At 43.0% G+C, this 17,597-nt stretch carries 8 protein-coding genes, 13 tRNA genes and 3 rRNA genes; all 24 read left to right on the forward strand.

The features are described 5' to 3' along the window. The first annotated feature begins 25 nt into the window (after positions 1 to 25). The 24 genes from FGL72_RS09080 (at position 26) to FGL72_RS09195 (ending at position 17,597) form a co-directional block, all read left to right on the forward strand. Positions 26 to 97, forward strand: a tRNA-Glu gene (locus FGL72_RS09080). Positions 98 to 240: 143 nt separating this feature from the next. Beyond that, a complete protein-coding gene (helD, locus tag FGL72_RS09085; RefSeq protein WP_133285970.1) occupies positions 241 to 2,607 on the forward strand; it encodes an RNA polymerase recycling motor HelD in 2,367 nt (788 codons plus the stop codon). After that, positions 2,604 to 3,284, forward strand: a complete 681-nt coding sequence (locus tag FGL72_RS09090; RefSeq protein WP_085700003.1) for a type I pantothenate kinase — start codon at positions 2,604 to 2,606, stop codon at positions 3,282 to 3,284. The genes helD and FGL72_RS09090 overlap by 4 nt, the downstream gene beginning before the upstream one ends. Positions 3,285 to 3,396: 112 nt before the next feature. Next, positions 3,397 to 4,899 carry an MDR family MFS transporter gene (locus FGL72_RS09095; protein ID WP_004904987.1) on the forward strand — a complete coding sequence of 501 codons (1,503 nt, stop codon included), beginning with the start codon at positions 3,397 to 3,399 and terminating at the stop codon, positions 4,897 to 4,899. 1 nt (position 4,900) lies between these two features. Next, positions 4,901 to 5,581: a DUF4811 domain-containing protein gene (locus tag FGL72_RS09100; RefSeq protein WP_085700001.1), complete on the forward strand. Its 681-nt coding sequence runs from the start codon at positions 4,901 to 4,903 to the stop codon at positions 5,579 to 5,581. A 133-nt stretch (positions 5,582 to 5,714) separates the two neighbouring features. After that, positions 5,715 to 7,151 carry a glycosyltransferase gene (locus FGL72_RS09105; RefSeq protein WP_085699999.1) on the forward strand — a complete coding sequence of 479 codons (1,437 nt, stop codon included), beginning with the start codon at positions 5,715 to 5,717 and terminating at the stop codon, positions 7,149 to 7,151. Next, positions 7,148 to 7,981 carry a glycosyltransferase gene (locus FGL72_RS09110; protein WP_085699997.1) on the forward strand — a complete coding sequence of 278 codons (834 nt, stop codon included), beginning with the start codon at positions 7,148 to 7,150 and terminating at the stop codon, positions 7,979 to 7,981. Before FGL72_RS09105 ends, FGL72_RS09110 begins: the two co-directional genes overlap by 4 nt. Before the next feature lie 80 nt (positions 7,982 to 8,061). After that, positions 8,062 to 9,279 carry a phosphoglycerate kinase gene (locus FGL72_RS09115; RefSeq protein ID WP_004904976.1) on the forward strand — a complete coding sequence of 406 codons (1,218 nt, stop codon included), beginning with the start codon at positions 8,062 to 8,064 and terminating at the stop codon, positions 9,277 to 9,279. Positions 9,280 to 9,417: 138 nt separating this feature from the next. After that, positions 9,418 to 10,827: a cysteine--tRNA ligase gene (gene cysS / locus FGL72_RS09120; RefSeq protein WP_085699995.1), complete on the forward strand. Its 1,410-nt coding sequence runs from the start codon at positions 9,418 to 9,420 to the stop codon at positions 10,825 to 10,827. 579 nt (positions 10,828 to 11,406) lie between these two features. Beyond that, positions 11,407 to 12,956, forward strand: a 16S ribosomal RNA gene (locus FGL72_RS09125). Between the two features lie 114 nt (positions 12,957 to 13,070). Then, positions 13,071 to 13,143: transfer RNA gene (locus FGL72_RS09130), tRNA-Ala, on the forward strand. Between the two features lie 192 nt (positions 13,144 to 13,335). Further along, a 23S ribosomal RNA gene (locus FGL72_RS09135) occupies positions 13,336 to 16,247 on the forward strand. A gap of 91 nt (positions 16,248 to 16,338) precedes the next feature. Then, a 5S ribosomal RNA gene (rrf, locus tag FGL72_RS09140) occupies positions 16,339 to 16,455 on the forward strand. The 16S, 23S and 5S rRNA genes sit together here with 12 tRNA genes alongside, the layout of an rRNA operon. A 65-nt stretch (positions 16,456 to 16,520) precedes the next feature. Next, positions 16,521 to 16,609 (forward strand) — tRNA-Ser (locus FGL72_RS09145). Between the two features lie 4 nt (positions 16,610 to 16,613). Then, positions 16,614 to 16,686: transfer RNA gene (locus FGL72_RS09150), tRNA-Val, on the forward strand. Positions 16,687 to 16,727: 41 nt separating this feature from the next. Further along, positions 16,728 to 16,800 (forward strand) — tRNA-Thr (locus tag FGL72_RS09155). Between the two features lie 7 nt (positions 16,801 to 16,807). Then, positions 16,808 to 16,879 (forward strand) — tRNA-Gly (locus tag FGL72_RS09160). A gap of 5 nt (positions 16,880 to 16,884) precedes the next feature. Continuing rightward, a tRNA-Leu gene (locus FGL72_RS09165) sits at positions 16,885 to 16,968 on the forward strand. A gap of 5 nt (positions 16,969 to 16,973) precedes the next feature. Continuing rightward, a tRNA-Arg gene (locus FGL72_RS09170) sits at positions 16,974 to 17,047 on the forward strand. 66 nt (positions 17,048 to 17,113) lie between these two features. After that, a tRNA-Pro gene (locus tag FGL72_RS09175) sits at positions 17,114 to 17,187 on the forward strand. Between the two features lie 27 nt (positions 17,188 to 17,214). Continuing rightward, a tRNA-Met gene (locus tag FGL72_RS09180) sits at positions 17,215 to 17,288 on the forward strand. 15 nt (positions 17,289 to 17,303) lie between these two features. After that, positions 17,304 to 17,377 (forward strand) — tRNA-Ile (locus tag FGL72_RS09185). Between the two features lie 29 nt (positions 17,378 to 17,406). Then, a tRNA-Ser gene (locus tag FGL72_RS09190) sits at positions 17,407 to 17,496 on the forward strand. 27 nt (positions 17,497 to 17,523) lie between these two features. Then, positions 17,524 to 17,597, forward strand: a tRNA-Met gene (locus FGL72_RS09195).

A 17,597-nucleotide genomic window follows, 5' to 3' on the forward strand; every position in this document is an offset into this window, starting at 1 on the left:
TAGCAATACAGACATCACTGACCATGGCTCGTTGGTCAAGTGGCTAAGACGCTGCCCTTTCACGGCGGAATCGAGAGTTCGATTCTCTCACGAGCTATATCAAGTCGCAACTTCGGTTGCGGCTTTTTATATTGTGCGGGTGAGCAGTTTATTTTTGAGATAAACTGCTCACTTTTTTGTATTCTACTCTGATAAAGCGTATAATTAAAACACTTAATTTTTAAGAGAGCGAGATGCACATTGGATAATCAAATCAAAATTGATGAAACACAATATCTTAACAAAACGCTGAAAGCTATGGAAAAGTCGCTTAAAACGACAGCAGCTGAGATCAAACGTACCAATAAGCATATTGACACTGTATCTCAGAGTTGGGGTGACGTGCGACTAAAAACAGATACTTATTCTGGTATTGTCGAAACAGCGGCTTCTATCCGTCAGCAACAGCAAATGTTGTCTGAACGTGAGAATTCAAAAACGCGGGCAGAACATCGTTTTACAACTTTGACGCAGCAAATTGACAAACCCTATTTTGCTCGTATTGACTTCAGCGAATCAGCTACGGACAGTGGTGAAGCAGAAACAATCTATATTGGCTTGAGCTCTTTTAGTGACGATAACAACAAATTTTTAGTCTATGATTGGCGTGCGCCGGTGGCGTCTATTTATTATGACGGTGGTATAGGTGATGTGGCCTATTTAACCCCTGATGGTTCTCAGCGTGCGCACGTCACATTAAAACGGCAATTCCAGATTGAAGATGGCGTGATTGTTACATTGTTTGATACGGAAGAAGCTATAGGTGATGCGATGTTGATGAGCGCCTTATCGGGTGAATCATCAACTAAAATGAAATCTATTGTCACCACAATCCAAAAAGAGCAAAACAAAATTATTCGTAATACTGCCGCTGATTTGCTATTTGTTCAAGGTGCCGCTGGATCAGGAAAAACGGCAGCTGTTCTACAACGTGTAGCTTACTTATTGTATCGTTATCGTGGTAAATTAACGTCAGGCCAAGTTGTGTTATTCAGTCCAAACCAATTATTCAACGACTATATTGATAATGTTTTACCAGAATTAGGTGAACAAAACATGGTGCAAATGACTTTTTATCAGTATGCATCACGACGATTGCCAAAAATGGCAGTTGAGACGTTGCAAGCGCGTTTTGAAGAAGATCAAACTTCATCCACAATCGCTTTAGCTAAGGGGAGCTTAGCAATGTTTGATGCTGTTACAGCCTATGCCCAACACTTGAACCGTAAAGATTTAAAATTGCGATCGCTGATGTTCCGTGGCGAACCATTAATTTCTAAGACACGTATTGCAGAAATTTATTATCAATACAATGATAACTATAAATTGAGCCAACGACTGGACGCCACGCGTGATACACTCATGCGTAGTTTGAGTGCGCGCATTGGGTCAGAAATGCGCAAAGATTGGGTTGAACTTGCCATTGAGAATTTGTCCAAGCAAGAATATGATACATTAGTGGGTGCTGGGAAAGTGCGTGTTGGCGATGATCAAGAAAATGACGCCGCTTCGCGGACACGTCAAGCGCAACTGGGGGATGGCCCTAAGGCGCGTGAATTTGCTAGTGAAAAGGCCGAACGCCAATTCTTATCTCGCCAAATTGTTACGCAAGCACTGAAACCGTTAGCGCGTCAAATCAGACGCGGTAGTTTTTTAAATATTAATGCCCAATTCGTTGACTTGTTACGTCAATTACCAAATTACTTAGATTTAGCGCAGTTTGACCTAACTTTATCTGAGTGGCAGCAACACGTTGAGACAGTCATCGATAATTTGAAAAATAAACAGTTATCGCTAACTGACACAACACTATATCTTTATTTGTATGATTTAATTACTGGTAAAACAGGGGAAAGAGATATTCGTTTCCTATTTATTGATGAAATTCAAGATTACACACCATTTCAATTGGCTTTTCTGAAATTCAGTTTTCCACGGGCAAAATTCACCGTGTTGGGTGATTTAAATCAAGCAATTTTTACGAAAGATAATGCGAATAACTTGTCGCGTGATTTTGCTAAGTTGTTCGATAGTGACCGTGTTGAGCGTGTCAACTTAACGCAAACATATCGTTCGACACAGCAAATTACTGACTTTACGAAATATATTCTCAAAGGTGGCCAAAATATTGAGGCTTTCAACCGTTCAGGGCAAAAACCTAGGGTTAAGTTGTCACCAAATGAAGCTGACATGTTACATCAATTGCAGCAACAATTAACTGAGTATTCACAGCAACACGATACGACAGCCATTATTACAAAGACGTTGGCAGATGCTCAGTTGCTGTCCGAGCAGCTACAAGATACCAGTGTGACATTGATTCAATCAGAGAATCAGCGTTTGGCACAGGGAACCATTATTGTGCCATCCTACTTAGCTAAGGGATTGGAATTTGATGCCGTTATTATCTGGCACGCAGATAATACACGTTATGGGCAGGATTCAGAAAGGCGTTTGCTGTATACTGTCGCCAGTCGCGCAATGCATAGTTTGACATTATTAGCCGAAAAGCAAGTCTCTTGTTTGCTAGATCATGTTCCTGAAAAATTGTATGAGGTTGAGTCATGAATACCTTGATTGCCGATCTGTTAAAAAAATATGACGGGACTTTTATGACAGTAGGTATTGCTGGTTCTGTAGCTGTGGGTAAAAGTACTTTTGCGAGTTTATTGGCTAAACAGTTCGATGTAACCACAGCAATTATTAGTACGGATGACTTCTTAATGTCTAATGCATTGTTGACTGAGAAGGACATTTTCAATGAAAAGGGCTTTCCTCAGACTTATGATTTAGTGCGGTTAAATCAAGTGATACGTGATTTTTATGATGGGCATGAGACTGTTACCATCCCACAGTATAATCAAGAAATTGCCGACATAGATCCGAAACAATTGCAGACAATAACTAGACCTAAAATATTAATTGTGGAAGGCGTTGTGGCCCTACAATTGATGCATTTAGATTATAAAATTTATTTAGAGACTGATTTAAATGATATTAAGGCATGGTACCTGTCACGGACATTAGAAATGACAGCCTTAGCCAAGGCTGATCCAACGTCTTGGCGGTATCAATATACCAAAATGCCTTTAGGTGATTTAACGGATTTAGTGATGCAAACGTGGGACGAAACTAATCAGGTAAACCTTGAAAAGTTTATCTTACCCAGTCGTCAATACGCCAATGCCATTGTACAACTAAACCAGTATCATGATGTGCAACAAGTCACAATAAAAAATTTATAATAGATTGTCAACTTTGTTGACAATCTATTTTGTTAAGCGTATCATATTGAACATGGTCGTTAAATGATGGCGACTCAGACAATATAATAATTTAATTAAAGGAATAATAAACATGAGTGATGAAATACGTGACACCCATGGCAAACCAGTCAATCGCATGGCGATGATGATGGTTTTGCTGGTTGGTGTCTTTTCAGTAATGTTGATGCAGACAGCATTAGGAACAGCATTACCTGCATTGATGAAAGCATTTGATGTTAATGCTTCTACTGTGCAATGGCTAACGACTATCTTTTTGATGGCTAACGGTATTATGGTGCCAGTCTCAGCATTCTTAACGACAAGGATTCCGACAAAAACACTGTATTTATCAGCTTTGGCTTTATTTACGGTAGGGACATTTGTTGCTTTCGTGACACCAACTAATGCATTTTGGCTGTTAATGGTTGCCCGTGTCTTGCAGGCGATGGCTGTTGGTGTTTTGATGCCACTAATGCAGGTAGTTTCTTTGTCTTTGTTTGATGCGGAATCACGTGGTAAAGCAATGGGTCTGGGTGGCTTGGTAATCGGTATGGCACCAGCTATTGGCCCAACAATGTCAGGTTGGATTTTAGAAAAAGATCATACAATTTTAGGATTGACACTCGTTAATTCTTGGCGTTCAATTTTTGGTGTCGTTCTGCCAGTTGTTATTGTTGTGATGATTGCGTCTATCTTCCTTTTTCACGATGTATTACCAACTCAAAAAGTCACCTTAAATGTGCGATCATTGATTGAGTCAACATTTGGTTTCGGATTAGTACTTTATGGATTTGCTATGGTTGCTTCAAATGGTTGGGGTAGTGTCAAGGTGATCCTGCCACTTGTTGTTGGTTTATTGATTGTCATTGAATTTATGTGGCATCAATCTAAGATGGACAAGCCTTTCTTAGATATGTCCGTTTTCAAATCAAAGCAGTTTACCATTACGACGATTCTAGTGTCGTTAGCTATGATGGCAATGATTGGTGTTGAAATGGTTTTGCCAATTTATATGCAAAATATTAGAGGCTTAACACCATTGAATTCTGGCTTAACTTTATTGCCCGGTGCGCTAATGATGGGTATCGTGTCACCAATTGCTGGTGCCTTTTATGATAAGCATGGTGCTAAACGACTAGCCATGACAGGGTTTGCTATTTTGATTATTGGGACAGTACCGTTGTTCTATATGACAGCAGATACACCAACATTTTATATTACAGCATTCTATACATTACGTATGTTTGGTATTGCGATGACAATGATGCCGCTGACTGCTTCAGCGATGGGCGCACTGTCACCTAAAACTGCTGCCCAAGGTACTGCAGCGAACAACACCATGCGTCAGGTTGCCTCATCATTGGGGACAGCGGTCCTTGCTTCTGTGATGCAATCTGTCACAAAGGATAATATGCCTAAATCAAGCTTAAAAGGACAGGACCCGTTAGCATTTGGTCAAAAAGCGCTTGATGCAACACTTAATGGTTTCCATGCATCATTTTTACTGGCAGCAGCTTTTGCGGTGGTAGCCTTGTTGATTACCTTCTTGCTGCATAGTGGGAAAATTAATACACCAGCTAAGGAGGATAGATAACATGATTATTTTAATTATGGCGATTTTTGCAATCCTAGCTTTCTGGGCTAATATGGTCATGAAAAGGCCTATTTTACGTTATTTGGTGACAATTATCATGTTTGCTGGTCTCATTACCAGTGTCGTTGCTATTGTAGCAAACATGCATGATCATTATGGGATGAAGACGGAAACAACAACTGTCAAAAAAGAAATTTATTCTGCTGGCCCTGCTGAACAAACTTTTGGTGTTTTACTTTATCAAGGTGTCGGTAGTGATGGTAAAGAAAATGCTTATATTTATAAGTCATCCGCAACAGCTAGTCGAGTAACAGTTTCAAAACCTGACCTGAAAACATCATCACGCCAAGTGTCTGTTGCTGGTAATAAAGCCTATCGTATTGTTAAAACAACGCGTTACGTTTATAAAACAGATTTATATCGTTTACTGTTCGGTATAGCGGATAACAATCATCAACTTAAAAATTATCACATTGTGTATCAAGTACCAGATACATGGGTAGCCATGACGCCTGAACAAGCGAAAGCTTTACCAGCTAAGATGACGCCAAAATCTGCAGAAGAGAAAGCAGCAATGGCAATGCAACAGCAACAGTTAGCGGCCTTAGCTAAAACTGACCCAGATAAAGCTGCCAGCCTACAAGCACAACAAGTTAAAAAAATTTTGAATAATCAAAAGTAATGTTCAAGACTGATAAAAGCGATGACTTCTTATTTAGAGGTTATCGCTTTTATGCTATGATAATGTCAACAAGCACGCGTAAGTAAGTCATTGCAACAGTCAGTGATTATCTTGATTTACTAGGAGGCGCAATATGCATTTTTTTGTTAATAAAGGCATGGGACATAGCAATAGTGGTGTTGAGCACGCACAATTTTATCGTGCTGCAAGATTCAAAGAAAGCAACTTGCCTTTTAAATATATTTTTACGGATTACCTACCACAACTGCATCAACATATGTCGGAATGGCAAATTGCTGAAAACGATGTTATTGGGTTATATGACTTTTTTTTAAGTGATGATCCAAGGCAATACTTACGCGATGGCGAAGCTTTTCAACATACTTATCATGAAGACGTGCTCTATGATACTAAGGGGGTTCATCGTCTGGTTATCAGACAGACGACGGGCAATTTTAAGGCAACGACATATAAAAAACGTTTTTATGATTCGTCAACATCACGTGAGATTAATGTTGATCATCGTGTCATCCTAAAAAATGGCCAACATCAAATGAGTTGGCATTATTTAGGTACAGGGAATCATAAGCGAATGGTCAATATACACCTCAATCATTTTTATGAGGATGATTATTTTTTTGCAACTTATGAAGCACTCTTACTTTTCTTTTATCAGCAATTAGAACGTGTCTTTCATCATAATGTTTACTTTATTGATCGTGGTAGTGATAATGAGGAGGTACTTGTGCAGCTTAAGTCACAGCAAATCAATTTGAAAATTGTTGCGATTATTCACGCTGCACATTTTGTTTCAAAGCAAGGTGGTCATTTATTATGGAATAACCATTATCAATATTTGTTTGACCATCTTAATCAAATAGATGCTGTTGTGGTCTCAACGATGTTGCAGAAGCAAGATATTTTAAAGCAATTGGCCTTTTTAGGAAATACAAATATTTCCGATAAATTATATGCTATACCAGTTGGTGGTGTTGACCGCGTGCCAAAGGCACGCCATTTGTCTGGGGATGCTATTCGATTTGTAACAGCTTCACGCTTGCATGCGGAAAAAAATATTAGTCATATTATTTTAGCTTTGGCTCAACTACAGGCGAATGGTATATCGGCAACCTTGACCATTTATGGGTCTGGTGCAGATGAGCAAAATATTCGTCGGCTCATCTATGATGAGCAAATGACGGGCAGTGTCAAGATTAACGGGCTGAGTCAAAATTTATCAGAAGAACTACAAGCCTACGATGCATTTGTTTCAGCTTCTTATTCAGAGGGCTTTGGGCTAACTTATGTTGAAGCGATGGCACAAGGGTTGCCGATTGTTAGTTATCAAAACAGCTATGGTGCTCAGACACTGATACGGCCAAATGAGAACGGTATATTGGTGCCAATCACTGATGATAAAGATAAAAATGTTGCCGCCTTGGCACGTGCTATGAGACGTTTACTGACTGTGTATGATACATTGTCTATTGGGCAACAAAACGTAGCGAAAGCATTTACAAATCAGCAAATTAGTACAGCATGGGAAAAATTGGTAGGTGATTTACGATGACAATTGAACTTATCAATTCTTTGTCTGATAGCGCCTTACCTGGCGTGTCATGGCAAATTGAACAAGTCAGGACGGGTAAGAGTTCAGAACTGTGGGTGGCAACGCCACATGAAGATGCCAGTTATTTAGCAAGGCAATTAGGTTTAGCCCCTTATCAGGTTTTTGACATTTATGCGCAACGGTATTTGACGGCTATAGATGAAACAAAAGGTATTTGGTGGACAGACTTACCAGTCCCAAACAATGCACGTTTTGTTATCAACGCTGATTGGACAAAAAGTATTATGAGTTTAGGTTGCGAAATAGCCAAAGTGCGCTGGTATAGCGATGCTAAACGTATTGTTCAAGCGGTAGCTTGGCAAGACAGCCGCGGCCAAATTGACTACAAGGACATCTATCAACGCGATGGGAAACGGTTTGCGACCCAGTATTTTAGTGATGGTCAGTTGCTTGTAACCGAATTTTTCTTTGGTGATGAAGCGATAGTTGTCAGGGATTTTTACTTCAATAAAAGGCGTGACTTTGTCTACGCTAATGGGCAACAATTTGAATCTGCTGAACAGTATATTGCAGCTGTTATTAACCGGCAGACTAATCAAACGATAAATATCACGCAATTTGGACGTGAATTAACATTTGTACCAAAACATACGATATTAACACTAATTGACAATCTAACTGATAGTGCAAGTAATTTACAACCAAGATTAAGGCAGATTTTAACTGACCATCAGTCACCTATCGGTGAAATTAGAATGACAGATGCAAATTTTGATTACTTGAAACGTGCAGGGTTACCAACAAATCATGTTAAACTTGTGAGAATTTGATTATCATTTCACATATCACAACACAACGACTAGTTTTTGTTTTATAATGAGTATGTAACAATAAAATTTTGGAGGCTATCATGGCTAAATTGACTGTTTCAGATTTGGAACTTTCAGGTAAGAAAGTATTGATGCGCGTTGATTTCAACGTGCCTATCAAGGCAGGTGTTATCGGTAACGATAACCGTATTGTGGCAGCTTTGCCAACAATTAAGTACGTTTTGGAAAATAACGGACGTGCAATTTTATTCTCACACTTGGGTCGTATCAAGTCAGAAGATGATAAGAAAGAATTATCATTGGCGCCAGTTGCTGCACGCTTAGGTGAACTGCTAGGTAAAAATGTTAAGTTCGTACCACATACACGTGGTGAAGAATTAGAATCAGCAATCAATGCTTTGCAAGATGGTGAAGTGTTGATGGTTGAAAACACCCGTTTTGAAGACGTTGTTGACGGTGTTGAAGTCAAAAACGAATCAAAGAATAACCCTGAATTGGGTAAGTATTGGGCTGGCTTGGGTGATGATTTGTTCATCAACGATGCCTTTGGTACAGCACATCGTGCCCATGCTTCAAACGTTGGTATTGCATCAAATGTTTCTCAAGCAGCTGCTGGTTTCCTAATGGAAAAAGAAATCAAGTTCTTGGGTGATGCTGTTGCCAATCCAGTGCGTCCTTTTGTTGCTATCATTGGTGGTGCAAAAGTGTCAGACAAGATCGAAATTGTAAAGTCACTTTTGGCTAAAGCCGACAAAGTTATTGTTGGTGGTGGTATGGCTTATACATTTGATGCCGCGAAGGGTGAAAAGATTGGTAATTCATTATTCGAAGCTGATAAAGTTGAATTAGCTAAGGAGTTGATGGCTGAAGCTGGTGACAAATTGGTTTTGCCAGTTGATTCAATTGCTGCTGATGCCTTTTCAAACGATGCCAAAACAGAAGTTGTTGATGCTACAGCGGGTATTCCTGACGGCTATATGGGTCTAGATATTGGACCTAAGTCAGTCAAGTTATTACAAGATACTTTAGCTGATGCTAAGACAGTTGTTTGGAACGGCCCAATGGGCGTGTTCGAGATGCCTAATTTTGCCAAGGGAACATTGGCAATTGGTGAAGAACTAGTTAAAGTGACCGAAAATGGTGGTACAACAATCGTTGGTGGTGGTGATTCAACTGCTGCAGTACAACAGTTGGGTGTGGCTGATAAGTTATCACACATTTCAACTGGTGGTGGCGCCTCATTAGAATACCTTGAAGGTAAAGAATTACCTGGTATTGCTTCAATTTCTGAAAAATAATCAATAAAAAACAGTTTCCTATAGGAAACTGTTTTTTATTTTAATATTATATGATGTTGCACGGGTTTTATTAGTGAAATAATGAGCGCTCCTGTATAATAAAGGATAAGAAGAATTATTTTTTCAAAGGAGTTTACTATGATTCACGTATACAATACTTTGTCACGCGAGAAGGAAGCTTTCCACGCTATTACCCCAGGTAAGGTTAATATGTATGTTTGTGGCCCCACGGTCTATAATTATATCCATATTGGCAATGCGCGGTCAGCTATTGCCTTTGATGTGATACGCCGCTATTTAGAATATAGTGGCTACGTAGTAAACTATGTGTCTAACTTTACCGATGTTGATGATAAGATTATTCAACGCGCACGTGAAGAAGGCGTTGACGAAATGACAATCGCAGACAAGTATGCTCAGGCATTTGATGAGGATACTATACCACTAAATATTAAGCCAGCAACAACAAGATCGCGTGCAACAGCGGTGATTCCAGATATTATTGCGTTTGTTGAAGATTTGATTCATAAGGGTTATGCTTATGAATCAGCAGGGGATGTCTATTTTCGAGCTAAAAAATTCAAAGGCTATGGCATATTAGCCCATCAAGATTTAGCTGAGATGGAGGCTAACGCGGCTGGTAGATTAGATGATCAGGAGCTAACACGTAAAGAAGATCCGATTGATTTTGCTGTATGGAAGGCTAGCCATAGTTCAGATGAGATTTCATGGGTTTCTCCTTGGGGTAAGGGTCGGCCAGGTTGGCACATTGAATGCTCGGTTATGGCACAAAAGTATTTAGCCGATACTATCGATATTCACGGCGGGGGCATTGACTTAGCTTTTCCTCATCACACTAATGAAATCGCACAATCTGAAGCTAGGACAGGTCAAACTTTCGTTAATTATTGGTTACATAATGGTTTTGTGAATGTCAACGATGAAAAAATGTCGAAATCATTGGGTAATTTTACGACAGTGCATGATATGTTAGCCCATTATGATGATCCAATGGTCATACGTTATTTATTAGCAACAACACAATATCGCCGACCGATTAACTATGCGCCGGATACGCTTGAACAGGCACGTGCTGAATTAGAACGTATTCGAACTGCATATCGTAATGTATTTTTCCGAATAAGTACAGCCAAAACAGGACACGATGACAGCGTCGATTATGCGATCGCAGAACATATCAGTCATTTTAGAGAGGCTATGGATGATGATTTCAATACGCAAAATGCTATCGCGTCGATTTTTGAGTTGGTAACCATAGCGAATAACTATGCTAGTCGCGATGAGATAAAGTTAGATACGGCGACACGACTCACACATGCTATAGCTGATTTGATGAATGTCTTTGGTATTAATGGTTTATCTGAACACTTAACCTTATCTGCAGAAGCACAGGCACTTTTAGATAAGCGCGTCCAAGCACGCGCAGTTCGTGATTTTAATCTTTCTGATCAGTTGCGTGATCAACTATCTGACATGGGTATTATTGTAGAAGATACGACACAAGGACAAAGATGGCATCACGCATAAAATAAAAAAGTAGCAACTAAAAGTTGCTACTTTTTTATTGTAATGATTAAAAGCGAATATTATTTAAAATAAATCGTATTATACTATCAAAAAAAGAACGAAATGGATTATAAATTAAAAAGTGTACAGAAGTAAAAACAAAGTAAAGGAAGTAGTTGACGAGGGGGGAAAAGGTTGGTATATTAGTATATGTTCTTAAGAGCGAAAGAGAGCAACGGTGTGAGCGAGTGAAAAAGAACGCGAGCAAGTAGTTGACAAAGCGAGAAGAATAAAGTATAGTAATAAAGTTGTCAAAAAGCGAAAGCGATGCGAGCGAAAGTAAGCGACGAAATAAAGTGTTGACAACGGCAGCGAAAGCTGATAAGATAATATAGTTGTCTCAGCGACAACAAGTAGCACATTGAAAACTGAACAAAACTTTGAACAAACGAATCTGTGACTAGTTATTAGCAGTAATAACAAAAACAAATTTGCGAAGTCAATTCGTAACAAACAATAAACGGATAGTCGTTATAGAGATATAGCAATTAGTCAGTTTAATCGAAGAGTACATCTTCAAACAATGAATTTAAATTCATTTAAATTGAGAGTTTGATCCTGGCTCAGGATGAACGCTGGCGGCGTGCCTAATACATGCAAGTCGAACGCGCAGCGAGAGGTGCTTGCACCTTTCAAGCGAGTGGCGAACGGGTGAGTAACACGTGGATAACCTGCCTCAAGGCTGGGGATAACATTTGGAAACAGATGCTAATACCGAATAAAACTTAGTATCGCATGATATAAAGTTAAAAGGCGCTACGGCGTCACCTAGAGATGGATCCGCGGTGCATTAGTTAGTTGGTGGGGTAAAGGCTTACCAAGACAATGATGCATAGCCGAGTTGAGAGACTGATCGGCCACATTGGGACTGAGACACGGCCCAAACTCCTACGGGAGGCTGCAGTAGGGAATCTTCCACAATGGGCGCAAGCCTGATGGAGCAACGCCGCGTGTGTGATGAAGGCTTTCGGGTCGTAAAGCACTGTTGTATGGGAAGAAATGCTAAAATAGGGAATGATTTTAGTTTGACGGTACCATACCAGAAAGGGACGGCTAAATACGTGCCAGCAGCCGCGGTAATACGTATGTCCCGAGCGTTATCCGGATTTATTGGGCGTAAAGCGAGCGCAGACGGTTGATTAAGTCTGATGTGAAAGCCCGGAGCTCAACTCCGGAATGGCATTGGAAACTGGTTAACTTGAGTGTTGTAGAGGTAAGTGGAACTCCATGTGTAGCGGTGGAATGCGTAGATATATGGAAGAACACCAGTGGCGAAGGCGGCTTACTGGACAACAACTGACGTTGAGGCTCGAAAGTGTGGGTAGCAAACAGGATTAGATACCCTGGTAGTCCACACCGTAAACGATGAATACTAGGTGTTAGGAGGTTTCCGCCTCTTAGTGCCGAAGCTAACGCATTAAGTATTCCGCCTGGGGAGTACGACCGCAAGGTTGAAACTCAAAGGAATTGACGGGGACCCGCACAAGCGGTGGAGCATGTGGTTTAATTCGAAGCAACGCGAAGAACCTTACCAGGTCTTGACATCCTTTGAAGCTTTTAGAGATAGAAGTGTTCTCTTCGGAGACAAAGTGACAGGTGGTGCATGGTCGTCGTCAGCTCGTGTCGTGAGATGTTGGGTTAAGTCCCGCAACGAGCGCAACCCTTATTGTTAGTTGCCAGCATTCAGTTGGGCACTCTAGCGAGACTGCCGGTGACAAACCGGAGGAAGGCGGGGACGACGTCAGATCATCATGCCCCTTATGACCTGGGCTACACACGTGCTACAATGGCGTATACAACGAGTTGCCAACCTGCGAAGGTGAGCTAATCTCTTAAAGTACGTCTCAGTTCGGACTGCAGTCTGCAACTCGACTGCACGAAGTCGGAATCGCTAGTAATCGCGGATCAGCACGCCGCGGTGAATACGTTCCCGGGTCTTGTACACACCGCCCGTCACACCATGGGAGTTTGTAATGCCCAAAGCCGGTGGCCTAACCTTCGGGAGGGAGCCGTCTAAGGCAGGACAGATGACTGGGGTGAAGTCGTAACAAGGTAGCCGTAGGAGAACCTGCGGCTGGATCACCTCCTTTCTAAGGATAATCGGAAAGTGACAGTGCATTAGATTGCAAGTTCAAATGTTCAAAGTTTTGTTTAGTTTTGAGTGTGGTACTGTAATAGGTATCATGTTCAAAAGATGATCCTATGGGGAATTAGCTCAGCTGGGAGAGCACCTGCTTTGCAAGCAGGGGGTCAGCGGTTCGATCCCGCTATTCTCCATAGGCAATCGAAAGATTGTCTTGGTTGTACATTGAAAACTGAATAGTAACAAATTCTTTTAAAAGTAATGGAAACATTATTCTAAATTGAACCGAGAAACAACACAAAAAGAAGTTCTTTAAAAAGAACGGTTTAATCGCAGGTCTGAAAAATGACCAACTCATAAAACGAAACCGCAACGCAAGTTGTATAGGTTAAGTTAATAAGGGCGCGTGGTGGATGCCTTGGCACTAGGAGCCGATGAAGGACGTGACTAACTACGATAAGCTTTGGTGAGCGGTAAGTACGCTATGACCCAGAGATTTCCGAATGGGGAAACCCAACTCGAAAAGAGTTGTCGCTATCTGAATACATAGGATAGACGACGGAATACGCTGTGAACTGAAACATCTCATTAGCAGCAGGAGCAGAAAGAAAAATCGATTCCCTAAGTAGCGGCGAGCGAACGGGGAAGAGCCCAAACCAACGTGCTTGCATGTTGGGGTTGTAGGACTGATAAATAAGAGTTACAAAAGTGTTTTATAGCAGAACAAGTTGGGAAGCTTGGCGAAACAGGGTGATAGCCCCGTAAGCGAAATAGAGCACACTCTTTTCAGGATCCTGAGTACGGCCGGACACGTGAAATCCGGTCGGAATCTGCGGGGACCATCCCGTAAGGCTAAATACTCCCTAGTGACCGATAGTGAACCAGTACCGTGAGGGAAAGGTGAAAAGCACCCCGGAAGGGGAGTGAAATAGTTCCTGAAACCACGACGCCTACAAGAAGTCAGAGCCCGTTAATGGGTGATGGCGTGCCTTTTGTAGAATGAACCGGCGAGTTACGGTATCGTGCGAGGTTAAGGTGGAAAGACCGGAGCCGCAGCGAAAGCGAGTGTGAATAGCGCGAATAGTACGATGCTGTAGACCCGAAACCAGGTGACCTACCCATGGTCAGGATGAAGGTGAGGTAAAACTTACTGGAGGTCCGAACCGGTGCATGTTAAAAAATGCTCGGATGAACTGTGGGTAGCGGTGAAATTCCAAACGAACTTGGAGATAGCTGGTTCTCTCCGAAATAGCTTTAGGGCTAGCCTCATTATAAGCATACTGGAGGTAGAGCACTGTTAAGCCTAGGGGCCCATCTCGGGTTACCAAAGTTTGATAAACTCCGAATGCCAGATATGTATGAATGGGAGTCAGACGATGAGTGATAAGATCCACCGTCGAAAGGGGAACAGCCCAGATCGCCAGTTAAGGTCCCTAAATATATGTTAAGTGGAAAACGATGTGATAGTGCATAGACAACTAGGATGTTGGCTTAGAAGCAGCCACCATTTAAAGAGTGCGTAATAGCTCACTAGTCGAGTGCCATTGCGCGGAAAATGTACCGGGGCTAAACATATTACCGAAACTGCGGGTGCACGTAAGTGCGCGATAGGAGAGCGTTGTAAGGGCGACGAAGGTAGACCGTGAGGACTGCTGGAGCGCTTACAAGTGAGAATGCCGGTATGAGTAGCGAAAGACAGGTGAGAATCCTGTCCACCGAATGACTAAGGTTTCCTGGGGAAGGCTCGTCCACCCAGGGTTAGTCGGGACCTAAGGCGAGGCTGAGAAGCGTAGTCGATGGATAACAGGTTGAGATTCCTGTACCAGTAGTAATGCGTTTGACCGATGGAGGGACGCAGGAGGCTACCAGATGCGCACTGATGGATATGTGCGTGCAAGCAGTAAGTTTTGTAGAGAGTGAAATGCTTTCTACTATAAGGACAAGCTGTGATGCGGATCGAAATAAAGTAGAGAAGTCTGAGATGTCACACTGCCGAGAAAAGCTTCTAGGAAGTATTACACTGCCCGTACCGCAAACCGACACAGGTAGTCGAGTGGAGAACACTAAGGTGAGCGAGAGAACCCTCGTTAAGGAACTCGGCAAAATGACCCCGTAACTTCGGGAGAAGGGGTGCTCATGGCAACATGAGCCGCAGTGAATAGGCCCAGGCGACTGTTTATCAAAAACACAGGTTTCTGCAAAATCGTAAGATGAAGTATAGGGGCTGACGCCTGCCCGGTGCTGGAAGGTTAAAAGGAGTGCTTAGCTTCGGCGAAGGTATGAATTGAAGCCCCAGTAAACGGCGGCCGTAACTATAACGGTCCTAAGGTAGCGAAATTCCTTGTCGGGTAAGTTCCGACCCGCACGAAAGGCGTAACGATCTGGGCACTGTCTCAACGAGGGACTCGGTGAAATTTAAATACCCGTGAAGATGCGGGTTACCCGCGACAGGACGGAAAGACCCCATGGAGCTTTACTGTAGCTTGATATTGAATGTTTGTGCTGCTTGTACAGCATAGGTAGGAGACGTAGAAGTTTGGACGCCAGTCTAGACGGAGTCGCACGGTGGGATACTACCCTCGTTGTATGAACATTCTAACACTGGTCGCTTATCGCGATCGTGGACAGTGTCTGGCGGGCAGTTTGACTGGGGCGGTCGCCTCCTAAAAGGTAACGGAGGCGCTCAAAGGTTTGCTCAGAATGGTTGGAAATCATTCGTAGCGTGTAAAGGCATAAGCAAGCTTGACTGCGAGAGCTACAACTCGAGCAGGTACGAAAGTAGGACTTAGTGATCCGGTGGTTCCGCATGGAAGGGCCATCGCTCAACGGATAAAAGCTACCCTGGGGATAACAGGCTCATCTCCCCCAAGAGTCCACATCGACGGGGAGGTTTGGCACCTCGATGTCGGCTCATCGCATCCTGGGGCTGTAGTCGGTCCCAAGGGTTGGGCTGTTCGCCCATTAAAGCGGTACGCGAGCTGGGTTCAGAACGTCGTGAGACAGTTCGGTCCCTATCCGTCGCGGGCGCAGGAAATTTGAGAGGAGTTGCCCTTAGTACGAGAGGACCGGGGTGAACAAACCGCTGGTGTACCAGTTGTTCCGCCAGGAGCATTGCTGGGTAGCTATGTTTGGATGAGATAAACGCTGAAAGCATCTAAGTGTGAAACTCGCCTCGAGATGAGATTTCCCATTCTTAATGAAGTAAGACCCCTTAGAGATGATGAGGTAGATAGGCTAGAAGTGGAAGTGCTGTGAGGCATGTAGCGGACTAGTACTAATCGGTCGAGGACTTAACCAAAGTCAAGAACGGAAGTTCAAAACGTAATATGAGTGGTTTAATGAAGAGAAAGAATTTGATACTATTTAGTTTTGAGTGAATAACTCAAAGGTGTCGTATTGATAGCATAGAGGACACACCTGTTCCCATTCCGAACACAGAAGTTAAGCTCTATCACGCCGAAAGTAGTTGCCGGATCGCTGGCTGCGAGGATAGGAAGATGCGGTGCCGTACATAGGGAGTGCTCTGAGAAGAGTGCTTTTGCTTTAATTAGAAGAGAGAACGGAAGATATCGGAGAGGTGTCCGAGTCTGGCCGAAGGAGCATGGTTGGAAACCATGTAAACAAGGAATTGTTTCGAGGGTTCGAATCCCTTCCTCTCCATTATGGACGCTTAGCTCAGCTGGGAGAGCACCTGCCTTACAAGCAGGGGGTCACAGGTTCGATCCCTGTAGCGTCCATTGGCGAAAGTCAAGAAACCGGCACGTCGGGATAAAGCGATGCCGACTTAGCTCAGTTGGTAGAGCACCGCTCTTGTAAAGCGGGGGTCGAAGGTTCGAGTCCTTTAGTCGGCATGATTCTGCGGAAGTAGTTCAGTGGTAGAACATCACCTTGCCATGGTGGGGGTCGCGGGTTCGAATCCCGTCTTCCGCTTGTATGCCGGCGTGGCGGAATAGGCAGACGCACAGGACTTAAAATCCTGCGATAGAGATATCGTACCGGTTCGATCCCGGTCGCCGGCATATATGCACCTATAGCGCAATTGGATAGAGCGTCTGACTACGAATCAGGAGGTTGCAGGTTCGACTCCTGCTAGGTGCATAGAGGTTGAAGGAATTCAAACTCTTTTTTTAAGTTTAAAGGGGCAGAAGCTCTCGTAGAACTTTTCGGGACGTAGCTCAGCTTGGTAGAGCACCTGGTTTGGGACCAGGGGGTCGCAGGTTCGAATCCTGTCGTCCCGATTGGCAAGGAAAATTGTCAAAGACGATCGCGGTGTAGCTCAGCTGGCTAGAGCGTCCGGTTCATACCCGGGAGGTCGAGGGTTCGATCCCCCCTGCCGCGATAGGCTCGAGATATAGGACCTTTAGCTCAGTTGGTTAGAGCAGACGGCTCATAACCGTCCGGTCGTTGGTTCGAGTCCAACAAGGTCCATGCAGGACGAGAGTCAAGCAAGAGATGATGGAGAATTACCCAAGTCTGGCTGAAGGGAACGGTCTTGAAAACCGTCAGGTCGAGAAATCGGCGCGTGGGTTCGAATCCCACATTCTCCTTAGGTAGAGATACCAAAATAATATTATCGCGGGATGGAGCAGTCTGGTAGCTCGTCGGGCCCATAACCCGAAGGTCGTAGGTTCAAATCCTGCTCCCGCAA

The sequence above is a fragment of the Leuconostoc citreum genome, assembly GCF_007954785.1.
Classification (GTDB): Bacteria; Bacillota; Bacilli; order Lactobacillales; family Lactobacillaceae; genus Leuconostoc; species Leuconostoc citreum.